The sequence below is a fragment of the Microvirga sp. VF16 genome (assembly GCF_016864375.1).
Taxonomy (GTDB): domain Bacteria; phylum Pseudomonadota; class Alphaproteobacteria; order Rhizobiales; family Beijerinckiaceae; genus Microvirga.
Genome location: NZ_CP069354.1, coordinates 5,187,239 through 5,198,960 on the forward strand (window position 1 = coordinate 5,187,239; position 11,722 = coordinate 5,198,960).

The window sequence follows — 11,722 nt, forward strand, 5'->3', positions numbered from 1 at the left end:
GCTGGACAGGGGAAATGTAAATCGACATCTTCGCAGCAGGTTATTCTCAATTGGAATGAGCGTGTGTTTCGTCGCGGCTTCCTGCCCAACGTGGGCAACCTCCTCGCCTTCGAGGCCACAGCCCGTCATGGCAGCGTCTCGCGAGCCGCCGAGGAACTGAACCTCACCCAGAGCGCAGTGTCGCGACAAATCCAGCAGCTGGAGGAATCGCTCGGAGTCTCCCTGTTCAGCCGTTCGCGGCAAAGGGTGGTCCTCACCGATGTGGGGCGCATGTATGCCTCCCAGGTCCGCGGCACCCTGTCCGAACTCTCTGATGCTACCCATCAGGCGATCGCACTGTCCGGCACCAGTGGCGTTTTGAACCTCGCCACCCTGCCGACCTTTGGTACCCGATGGCTCATTCCGCGCATTCCCGATTTCTTCGCCCGGCATCCGGGCGCGACGGTGAATTTCGGTGTGCGCCTCGTGCCCTTCGATTTCGCCACGGACCCGTTCGACGCGGCCATCCATTTCGGCGAGCCGCATTGGCCGGGCGCGGTCTGCGAATTGCTGCGAACGGAAGAGGTCGTGCCGGTCTGCAGTCCGACCTATCCGGAACGGGAGAACCTGCGCTCGCCGCAAGATCTCAGGCGCGCCACGCTGCTCCAGCAGAGCACCCGCCCGACAGCCTGGGCGGAATGGTTCGCCAGTGTCGGGGTCGAGGCCGGTAATCCCTTGCGCGGTCCGCGCTTCGAGCAGTTCGCCATGGTGGCCCAGGCAGCGGCAGCGGGCCTTGGGGCCGCACTCATTCCGCACTTCCTGATCGCCGACGAGCTGGCCTCGGGGCGTCTGGAGATTCTATTTCCCAGGAGCCTCGTCAGCGGCGGCGCCTATTATCTCGTCTATCCCGAGCACAAGGCGGAAGCACCGCTGCTGCGCTCCTTCCGCGACTGGATTCTGGACGAGATCCGTCAGGGATAGATCCGCTTCGGCTTCATGATGCGGAAGCTTAAAGAGAATGCCACGAGCCCGCAGACCAAGATGGCACTCACCATTGAAAGCGGCGTGCCGTTGTAGAAGGCGCTGACCAGCACGATGATCAGGGCACCCGTGCTGAGCTGCAAAGTGCCCATGAGTGCCGAAGCGGTTCCGGCCACAGGACCATGTTCCTCAAGCGCGAGCACGACCGTCGAGGGGATGACATAGCCGAGACAGCCGAACGATACGAAAAGCAGACCCCAGAGCACATAGGCGTTATCGACGCCGAGGATCGTCAGCACGAAGAGCAGGATCACCAAAGCGGCAAAGCAAGAGATCGCGGTTCTCACCACCCGCTCGGCACCGAAGCGACGCATGAAGAAGCTGTTGAATTGTGCGCTGCCGATAAAGGCGATGGCGTTCGATGCGAAGACCACGCTATAGGCCGAGGGCGTCAGGCCGAAATGCTCGATGAAGATGACGGATGAACCGGCAAGATAAGCAAAGAAGCTCGCTTGGCTGAAACCACCGATGAATGTGAGCCCCAGGAAGCGCCGATCCTTCAAAAGGCCTCTATAGGTGGCAAACGCATGCGCAATGCCTTTTCTGTCCGCATTCGGCTTGTGGGTTTCCGGCAAGAGGAAGAGGACCACGGCGAGGCCCGCAAGACCGATTGTGGCGATGGCCCAGAAGATCGCGCGCCAGGTGAAGAATGCGGTTAACGTGCTACCTGCGAGCGGCGCCAGAATGGGCGAAACGCTGAACACCAGCATCGTCGTCGCCATCAGCCGGGCCGCCTCGTGCCCGGTGTGCAGGTCGCGGATGATGGCGCGGGGAATGACCATGGCCGCGCAGGAACCGACGCCCTGCAGGAAGCGGAAAGCGATGAGGGTTTCCACATTGGGCGCGAAGCTGCAGCCGATGCCCGCCAGAACGAAAAGGCCGAGCCCGAAATAGAGTGGCGGCTTGCGGCCGAAACGATCGGAGAGTGGCCCGTAAGCGACCTGGCAGACCGCCACTGCCAGAAAGAAGCTCATCAGGCTCATCTGTACGGCGCTGACATCGACCTGGAACTCGCGGGCAATCGCCGGAAAGGATGGCAGATACATATCGATGGCGAAGGGCCCTACGGCGGACAGCATGCCGAGGACGAGCGCGTTACGCAGAAAAGCGGACTTCATGGGGACGGCTTTCGTAGCCCCGGCCAATGAGCCGGGATTGAGAAAACGGCCTGAACGCGGTGCGTTACAGGTCAGGGCATGTCAGCGGAAAGGTCTTGAGCCCGTCGGGCCGGACGCACCGAGGGATGGGCACTGCTTGTATGCCCTTTGGCGTATGGGTCAAGGCTGGTCTTCGCCCCTCGCCGGATTATAATCCGCACTAGGAACAACGCTTACTCTTCGTTAACCATGAATGGTCATAGCTGATTAAGAATCCCGTCGAATGGGTCAATCCGCGCAAGAATGGCTCGTCTCTCATGCAGCCTGCCCGGGCTGACCACCAGAGTTTTCACAGTATTTCATGACCTGTTCGATGCCCCAGAATCAGATGAGCTTCGGCATTCCAGAGCCTCGAGCGCGCACTGATTCTCAGCCCCGACATCCAGCCGGTCTTCGCAAGCTCTCGAATCTTCTTGTCGCCACCGCGGTTCTGATGGCCGCGTCCGCTTGCGCCGGCCGCTCGGATCTTGGCTATGCCAGCCTCATGTCCGAGGTCCCGACGACGCGGGCGATCGTCGTTCCACCGCCCGGCGGCCCTTCCGTGGTCGCGGTCCTCCAGCAGCAATACCAGGATGGCCTCTCGCAGGAGATCGCCCTTTCAACGGCCTCCCTGACCACGGGTCAGAACGCCTTTTACGTGAGCCTGCTCAACAACACGGCAGGCAACATGGAGATTCCGAACACCCTGTCACTGCCCTCCATGACCCCAGACCGACTCCAGAGCGAAATGGAAGAGCGAATGCCGGGCGTCGAGATGGAGACCTCATTGGTCTACGTGCAGAACAAGTTCGGCCCCTTCGGATTCGCCACGGGACGCTCCTCCACGGGCGATCTGTGCCTCTATGCCTGGCAGCAGATCGAGCCCGGCGAGCCGGCGATCTTCGTGCCGGGAGGAACCATCTCGGTCCGCCTACGCCTGTGCGATGCCGATGCCAGCGTGGATCAACTGCTGCGTGTTTTCTACGGCTACACGATCGCGGCCTATTATCGCCAGGAATCCTGGAATCCCTACGGAGATCCGCCCTCGCCGCCGAAACAGCTTGGGGAGCGAGATGCCCCCATGTATCCACTGGGTCTGGGCGACGGCGGAGGAAGCGCTACGGTCATCCGCCGACGGAACCTGTCCGAAGAAATCCGGCGCACTATACCCGTTGAAGCACCGAGGCGCATCATCGACAAGGATACGATTGCACCGCCTGCTGTCGCTCCGGTGGAAACAGCACCGCCGACCGGCTACCCAGTCGTACCGCCACCTCCGGGCCAGTAATAGCGAAATTCTTACGTTATATCGTTGTTATACGAAATAACGATCTGTTTACTGCTGTGACATTAGGCCTAAGTTACACTATCGATATATTAATGGACCCGACTTTAGTCTTGAATTAAGCGTGCGATCTCCCACGCAAAACCTTCGAGCCGAGAATCCAAACGATGCGGGCAGGTCTTATCGTGGCCTTTTGGGCTGTGGCGGCGGTATTGATCATCTCGATCGTTGCTCTTCCAATCAGTCTTCAGGCTCATCTGGTCGCAGGCCTCACCGTCGTGGCCTGCATGATCATCATCAAGTTCTTCCGCGCCCAGGGCATCTGGCGCCTGATCGCGCTCGCGCTCGGCACCGCCATTGTCCTGCGTTACGTCTTCTGGCGCACCACCAGCACGATTCCGCCGATCACTGAGGTCGCGAGCTTTATCCCGGGCTTCCTGCTCTATCTGGCCGAGATGTACAGCGTCATGATGCTGTTCCTCAGCCTGTTCGTGGTGTCGAGCCCCCTGAAGTCGCGCAAAGCGCCTCAGATCGACCCGCAGAACCTTCCGACGGTCGACGTTTTCGTCCCGAGTTACAACGAAAGCGCGGATCTCCTGGCGACGACCTTGGCGGCCGCGAAGGCCATGACCTATCCGGCGGAAAAGATCACGGTCTGGCTTCTGGACGATGGCGGCACCGACGAGAAGTGCAATTCGAGCAATGCCAACGCCGCGCATCAGGCCCGCGAACGCCGCGCGGAATTGCAGGCTCTCTGTGCCGCCATGGACGTGAAATACCTGACCCGGGCGCGCAACCTGCATGCCAAGGCGGGCAATCTCAATAACGGTCTTGAGCACTCGACCGGTGACCTGGTCGCCGTCTTCGATGCCGATCACGCTCCCGCGCGCAGCTTTCTTACCGAGACGGTCGGCTATTTCACCACGGACAAGAACCTGTTTCTGGTTCAGACGCCGCACTTCTTCATCAATCCCGATCCGCTGGAGCGCAATCTCGGCACGTTCCAGACCATGCCGTCGGAGAACGAGATGTTCTACGGCGTCATCCAGCGCGGCCTCGACAAGTGGGATGCGGCCTTCTTCTGCGGCTCGGCCGCCGTGCTTCGGCGCGAAGCTCTCCAGGAAACCAACGGCTTCAGCGGCGTCAGCATCACCGAGGATTGCGAGACCGCCCTCGAACTGCACTCGCGAGGCTGGACGAGCGTCTATGTGGACAAGCCGCTGATCGCCGGCCTGCAACCGGACAGCTTTGCCAGCTTCATTGGTCAGCGCTCACGCTGGGCGCAAGGGATGATGCAGATCCTGCGCTACAAGTTTCCACCCTTCAAGCGTGGGCTGAAGATCTCGCAGCGCCTGTGCTACATGTCGAGCAGCATGTTCTGGCTGTTCCCGTTCTCGCGGTTCTGTTTCCTCGTTTCCCCTCTCTGCTATCTCTTCTTCTCGCTTGAGATCTTCACCGCATCGGGAGGCGAGTTCTTCGCCTATACGTTCACCTACATGATGGTGAACTTCATGATGCAGAACTATCTCTATGGCCGCTACCGCTGGCCGTGGATTTCGGATCTCTACGAGTACATCCAGACCATCTATCTGCTTCCCGCCGTGCTGTCGGTGATCGCCAATCCGAGCAAGCCCACCTTCAAGGTCACGGCGAAGAACGAGTCGATGGAGGAAAGCCGGGTCTCGGAGCTGGGAACACCGTATTTCATCATCTTCGGCATCCTGATCCTGGGCGTCGTCGCCACCGGCGTCCGGGTCTGGGCGGAGCCTTACAAGGCCGACCTCACCCTCGTGACCGGCGCCTGGAACGTGCTCAACCTCATCATCGCGGGCTGCGCACTGGGCGTGGTGTCGGAACGGGCCACGCGGCGCCAGAGCCATCGTGTCCGCGTCGACCGGCCCTGCCACTTCATCATGGGCGACGAGATCATCGATGCGGTCCTGAAGGACGTCTCGGTGGGCGGCGCAAGGGTTCACGTTCCACCTTCCGCCGAGCCGAAGCTGAAGAAGGGAACCTCGGGCACGCTCGAGTTCCAGCCCTTCTCCAGCCTCCCCGTCCAGCATCTGCCGATGGAGATCCGCAAGGTCGGCATGGATGACAAGGGCCTTCTGCTCGGCTGCCGCTTCCTGATCGAGAAGCCCGAACATCGGAAGATGATCGCCGACCTCGTCTTCGCCAATGCGGACCAATGGAGCGAATTCCAGAAGAACCGACATCATGACATCGGCGTTCTCCGCGGGACTCTCTGGTTCTTCATGGTCGCGTTCTATCAGACGGGACGAGGCCTCTCCTATTTCTTCGGCCTGCAAAGGATCGGCAGTTCCAGCCCTCCGGCACCGTCCGTCGCTCCGGCCGTCAAGTAGAGGTATATCGTGCGTCGGGTTCTGATCTTCTCTCTGCTGGCCATTCAGGCGCTGGGTGCGCAGAACGCTGTCGCACAGGCCCCCTTCAGCATGTCGCCTGGCGCGCCGAACACGCCTCCCGTAGCCCGGCCGGCACCACAGCAGGAACCGGCGCAGCAGGTCCCCTCTGCCGCGCCTTTCGAGATGCGCCAGCCGGGCGCAGCTCCTTCGACGCCTCCCGCAGCACAGCCCGCATTTCCAGCTCTGTCTGCGCCCTCGGCCAGAACAGCTGCGCCGCCTGCAAAGGGAGCTTCGGCGGCTCGCGGTACAGCGCGCATCGAGCGCCCCGTTCTTCCCTTCGAGATCATCCGCCTTGAGGGCGAGACGGATGCAAGGTCGTGGACCTTCCACCTCACCCAGGACGAAGCATCGAGCGGTGCCAGCATCGCACTCGGCTATAAGAATGCCGTTGTCGTCATGCCCGAGGGCTCGCGCCTGAGGATTGCGATCAATGGCGAATCCGTCGTCGATACGCCGATCTCCTCGCCGAACGACATCAAGCGCGTGACGGCATCGATCCGTCCCGGTCTCCTGCGGGCGGGGCAGAACATCATCCGCATGGAGGCCTTCCAGCGCCACCGGACGGACTGCACCATCGAAGCCACCTACGAGCTTTGGACGGATGTCGACTCGGCCTCCACGAAGCTCGTCTTCGCCGAGGGCGCCACCAAGACATTGCGCAGCCTGGACGATCTGCCCGCCATTGGCGTCGACAATGCGGGTGTGACGACGATCAGGGTAGTGGCGCCCAAGATATACCGCCCGGAAATTCGCGATCGGCTGCTGCGTCTCGTGCAGCTTGTCGCCCTGCGCGGACGCTACGCCCATCCGGTGATCCAGGTCGTGGAATCCGATCCAGGCCCGTCCCCCGTCGGCACGCTCAAGGTGGCCATGGGCTTGGCAAGCGAGTTGCGCGGTCTGGTTGCGGGTGTGCCTGATGCCGCTTCGATCCAACCGCTGACCATGATGATGCAGGAGCCGGGCTCCCTGGGCTCGACCCTCGTCGTATCCGGTCCGACCTGGCAGGACCTCGACACTGCCATCGGAATCGTCGGAACGCGGGGCATCAATGCCACGCAGGTCGAACGAGGCATGATCGACACCGCCTCATGGCAATGGCCCGAGGTTCCAACCGCCTTCGGCGCCCAGAACTTCCGCTTTGCCGATCTCGGCGTACCGACGCAGGAATTTTCCGGACGGCGGCTGAAGACCGGCTTTTCCATCAACCTGCCCCCGGATTTCTACGCCACGGAATACGGCGAGACCATCCTGCATCTCGATGCGGCCTACACGTCGGCGGTGCGACCGGGCAGCCATGTCAACGTCTTTGTCAACGGCATGATCAGCACGCAGATGACAATCACCTCGCAGGGGGACATCGTCCGGCGGCACAACATCAGAGTGCCGCTCAAGCACTTCAAATCCGGTCTCAACCATGTCACCGTCGAGGCCATCCTGCTGACGGATGCCGATGAGCGCTGCGCGCCGGGCGAAACCCTTTCCGAGACGAACCGTTTCGTCCTGTTCGACACCACCACGCTCGAATTCCCGACCTATGGGCGCATCGGACGTCTGCCGGATCTTGCCGTTCTGAGCGCGGGCCGCTTCCCGGATGAGGATCTTCCGACCACCGTGGTTCTGGCCCGACCCGATCCGCTGAACTATTCCGCAGCCGGCACCCTGCTCGCCCGCATGGCGCGCAGCGCCGGCACGCCAGTGCGCGCGCAATTCTCCAACGCCGCCTCGGCGGACGACGAATCCGTACTCTTCATCGGCGCCGTCGATCAGATTCCCGCAGGCCTGCTCAACCGGGTGAAGGTCTCGGAGCATCTCCGCATGATCTGGCCTTCGACGCCGACGGCGAACGACAGGCCCGGTCAGCAGATGGCCAGCATGGATTTCAGCCTTCCCGTCGCCCAGGCCTCGCCGGATCGCACGTCCAGTGCCTCGACGGACGAGGTCCGCAAGCGCTGGTCGGAGACATTCCAGAGGCGCGGCGTTCTTCAGCAGACAATCGGCACGGTGCAGGACTGGCTGGAGAAGACCTTCAGCCTTTCCCTCAGTTCACTGTCGCTGGAGGAGCGCGCCGATGCGCCCTACGAACCGCCGCAGCGCTCGACCCTGCTCGTCGCGCAAAGCCGCACCGAAGCATCCGGGGTCTGGACCCTCGTGACAGCCCGAACCGACAAGGCCCTGGCAGATGAAATGGCCCGGTTGGCCAACCCAACGATCTGGTCCCAGGTCGCGGGCCGAGCGGTTGCTCTCGAGCCGCGGGAGATGAAGCTCCAGGTCGAGCCCATCAAGGATTATCGCTTCGTGCAGACGCAGCCTCCGTCCCTGGCAAATCTGCGCCTTGTGGCGGCGAACTGGATGTCCGCCAACATTCTTCCCTATGCGCTTCTCATGCTGGCCTGCTGCACGTTCCTGGGCATTGCAACCTCCCTGCTCCTGAACCGCCTGGGACGCCGCTCATGACGGTCCGGACGCGCCGGCCCATTCAGCTCATGTCGTGGCTCTCTGCCGCCTTCTTCCTTCTCACGGCCTCGATGGCATCCTCTCAGAGCCTTTCCGTCCAGCCCCTGAACCTGGTTGGCACCATCCCCTCGACAGACTGGGAGGCCTATCGCTCGCGATTCGTGGAAGACAACGGGCGGGTGGTCGACACGGCCAACGGCAATATCAGCCACAGTGAGGGACAGGGATATGGACTGCTCCTTGCCCTGGCCGCCGCCGACAGGCGCTCCTTCGAGCGGATCTGGAACTTCACCTTCACCGAGCTCCTCATCCGGGACGACGGCCTTGCCGTATGGAAGTGGGATCCCAATGGCAAGCCGAAAGTCACCGATCGCAACAATGCGACCGATGGCGATCTTCTCATCGCCTATGCCCTGGCCAAGGCCGGAACGGCCTGGCAGGAACCCCGCTACACGACAGCCGCGCAGAAGCTCGCCAAGGCCATCGGCGGGAGCACGTTCGGCCGCAGCGGACGATCCATGATTCTCCTGCCCGGCGCACAGGGCTTCGGCGCCAGTGACCGTCCGGACGGCCCGGTCATCAATCTCTCCTACTGGGTCTTTGAGGCGTTTCCGGTGCTGGCGACTTTGGCACCCGAATACGAATGGAACCGCGTCTGGCGGGACGGCGTGATGCTGCTGCTGCAGGCGACCTCGGGCCGGATCAGGCTCCCAGCCGACTGGATCTCGCTTCACAACGAGCTCCAGCCTCAACCGGCGGATGGCTTTCCGCCAGAGTTCGGTTACAACTCGTTAAGGATACCGCTTTACCTGTTGCGAGCAGGGATGACTGACATGGAGTGGCTGAGGGCTCTCAAGCAACGCTGGTCTGCGGAGAACGAAGGGATTGCCGTGGTCAACGTAGTGACCGGACAAATCCGGGAGCGATTGACCGACCAGGGCTACGCCATTCTGCCCGCGGCTCTGGCCTGCGCGCTTGACGGGACGCCTGTTCCCGAATCGCTGAAGACCTTCGAGCCGAGCCTCTACTATCCGTCGACCCTGTATCTTTTGGCGAAATCCCTGCTCGGTGAAAAATATCCGCAATGCGTCTAGTCGGCAGTGCCATAACGATTGCGGTTGCAATCCTGGGCTTCGCGGCGATCGCGCAGCAAACAGGCCCTGCCAGCAATCAGCCGCCTGCCGCATCGCCTCCTGCACCGTCACCGCCTGCAAACGGATCCCAGCCTCAGGTCGATGAATCCGCCCTGCGCTATTTCGCGTCCCAGGGCGATACACGCCGCGTGAACGCGGAAATTGCGCGGTTGCGCGCGCTCTATCCCAACTGGACACCGCCCAGCGATCTGTCGCAGCTCTCCGGCGGTGCCGGCGCTGCGGCGCCCGACCCGCTTATCGAGCGCCTATGGAATCTCTATCGCGAGGATCGAATCGCCGAGGTCCGCGCCGCCATTGCCGAGCGCCAGACGTCCGACCCGAACTGGAAGCCGCCGGAGGAACTGGTCACGGCTCTCGATATGGTCGAGGCGCGCCGTCGCCTGACCAATGCGTCGGATACAGGCCAGTGGCGAACGGTTCTGCAGGTGGCGACGGAAACGCCGGGCCTTCTGACCTGCATGAATGTGGATGTGATGTGGCGGGTGGCCGAGGCCTTTGCCCGGACGGACCAGCCGAACCGGACACGGGATGTCTATACCTATCTCCTGCAGAACTGCGCCAACCCGGGCGAGCGCCTCGCGACCTTGCAGAAAGCCCTGACCCTGCTTCCCGAGCAGCAGGTGACAGCCCTGCTCCAGTTCGAGCGCAAGACCGGCGAGACGCCGGACGATTTCAGCGCCATCCGCGACGAGCTGGCCCGCCGCCGGGTCGAGCGCGCCTCACTCGACAGCAAGCTGACCGCAACCGCCGAGGATCTCGCCGTCGTCGAACGAATGATCCAGAACACGAGCGACACCGGCCCCGTGTTGATCCTCGGATGGTACAATTTCCATCACGGCAATCCCGCGCGGGCGCTCGAATTGTTCAAGACGGCCCTCGACCGCAACGCCGGCATGAAGGCTGCGGAAGGCTATGCCATGTCGCTGCGTGCGCTCGAACGGCTCTCGGATGCGGAGGCCTTCGCCTATGAATGGCGCGAGCGCGCGCCCGAGAACATGAAGATCTATCTCGACGTGGCAACCGCGCTCCTGAGCCAGGACCCGCCGCCGCGCCTCGAGCCGCAGGTGGTTTCGCGGATCGTCCCGGTCGTCACCGCACAACGCTTCTCCGATGCGGCCCAGGCGCTCGGCTGGTACTCCTACAACACGGAACAGATCCGCACGGCGCGCGACTGGTTCCGCACGGCGCTGAGCTGGAAGGCCGATGACGAGCCTTCCGCTTACGGTCTCGCCCTGTCGACGCAGCGCCTGAACGACCGGACCGGCTTCAACGCCGTCGTTGCCCAATGGCGCAGCCGCTCGCAGCGCATCGCCGGCCTGGCAGACGGGGTCAATCCGGCCTCCAGACGGCAGCCTGCTGCCGCACCGCCGGCTGTTGCGCAGGCTCCCTTGGCGCAACCCATCGAGAGCGCTCCATTGCCTGTCCAACCCCGCTCGGCTCCCCGTCAGGCCATTGTGGAACGCGTCGAAACCGAGCAGACCTTCGTCCGGACCGAGGACAACGTCCGACGCAGGCAGACCCAGGCCCGGTCCACCCTCGGGCGTCGTTGCGCCATGACGCGCAATCCGGCCGGCCTGTCCGGCGATGGCGCTCTCACCCGCGGCTGGTGCCTCATGGAGATCAACCGTCCCATGGAAGCCGTGGCGGCCTTCGATCAGGCCATCGCCACCGGCAGCAGCCGCACCCGCGAGGAAGCGGCCTACGGCAAGTCCCTCGCCTATCTGCGCAAGAATCTGACCTCCGAGGCAGCCATTGCTGCCGCCGAGGCGCCGCAGACCCGCGAGCGCCGGGTGGAACTTGGGGCCTCGATCCTGACCCAACGGGCGCTGGCGGCCTATCGCGACGGGCGCTATGTGGAAACACTCCTCGCCTTGAGCGAGCGGGCCCGGCTGGTGCCGGAACAGAACGATCTGCTGCTCATCCGCGGCTGGTCCTATCTCAAGCTCGGTCGCTATGACGATGCGGAGAAGGTTTTCCGCGCCGTTCAACGGACAGGATATTCCGAGGAAGCCGCAGCCGGATTGAACGCCATTCGCGAAGTCACCGGCCAGATGCGGTATTAGCGCATCGTGCGGACCCAGAGGGCCGCGCCCAATCATGCTCTCATCAAGAAAGGAAGCATCGGAATCGATCCCAAAAGTGGGTCCGCTTTTGGGATCGATGCTCTAACCGCCGACACTCCGCGGTTGTCAGACCGGGCTTCGCACCTATTTAATGATCGAATGGGCTTGAGCCCTCCACCGGTTTTCT

Annotated in this window: 7 protein-coding genes; 6 read left to right on the forward strand and 1 reads right to left on the reverse strand. The window is 62.7% G+C overall.

Annotation, left to right across the window (positions count from 1 at the left end; all coding sequences use genetic code 11):
* The first annotated feature begins 63 nt into the window (after positions 1-63).
* Positions 64-960, forward strand: coding sequence for a LysR family transcriptional regulator (locus JO965_RS24425; protein WP_203441517.1), 897 nt, complete (start codon positions 64-66; stop codon positions 958-960).
* Here the strand turns inward: JO965_RS24425 and JO965_RS24430 are convergent.
* A complete protein-coding gene (locus JO965_RS24430; protein ID WP_203441518.1) occupies positions 951-2,138 on the reverse strand; it encodes a multidrug effflux MFS transporter in 1,188 nt (395 codons plus the stop codon). The genes JO965_RS24425 and JO965_RS24430 overlap by 10 nt on opposite strands.
* Positions 2,139-2,490: 352 nt before the next feature.
* On the opposite strand from JO965_RS24430, the gene bcsN reads away from it, so the two are divergent.
* From bcsN to JO965_RS24455, 5 genes are all read left to right on the forward strand, one after another.
* The gene (gene bcsN / locus JO965_RS24435; RefSeq protein WP_203441519.1) at positions 2,491-3,444 is read left to right on the forward strand and encodes a cellulose biosynthesis protein BcsN; all 954 of its coding nucleotides are present in this window, start codon (positions 2,491-2,493) and stop codon (positions 3,442-3,444) included.
* Positions 3,445-3,608: 164 nt separating this feature from the next.
* On the forward strand, positions 3,609-5,804 hold the full coding sequence (gene bcsA, locus JO965_RS24440) for a UDP-forming cellulose synthase catalytic subunit (protein ID WP_203441520.1): 2,196 nt from the start codon (positions 3,609-3,611) through the stop codon (positions 5,802-5,804).
* A gap of 9 nt (positions 5,805-5,813) precedes the next feature.
* Positions 5,814-8,318: a cellulose biosynthesis cyclic di-GMP-binding regulatory protein BcsB gene (locus tag JO965_RS24445; RefSeq protein ID WP_203441521.1), complete on the forward strand. Its 2,505-nt coding sequence runs from the start codon at positions 5,814-5,816 to the stop codon at positions 8,316-8,318.
* Positions 8,315-9,412: a glycosyl hydrolase family 8 gene (locus tag JO965_RS24450; RefSeq protein ID WP_203441522.1), complete on the forward strand. Its 1,098-nt coding sequence runs from the start codon at positions 8,315-8,317 to the stop codon at positions 9,410-9,412. The genes JO965_RS24445 and JO965_RS24450 overlap by 4 nt, the downstream gene beginning before the upstream one ends.
* Positions 9,403-11,535 (forward strand): tetratricopeptide repeat protein, encoded by a 2,133-nt coding sequence (locus JO965_RS24455; RefSeq protein WP_203441523.1) that lies wholly within the window; start codon positions 9,403-9,405, stop codon positions 11,533-11,535. The genes JO965_RS24450 and JO965_RS24455 overlap by 10 nt, the downstream gene beginning before the upstream one ends.
* Positions 11,536-11,722: the final 187 nt, after the last annotated feature.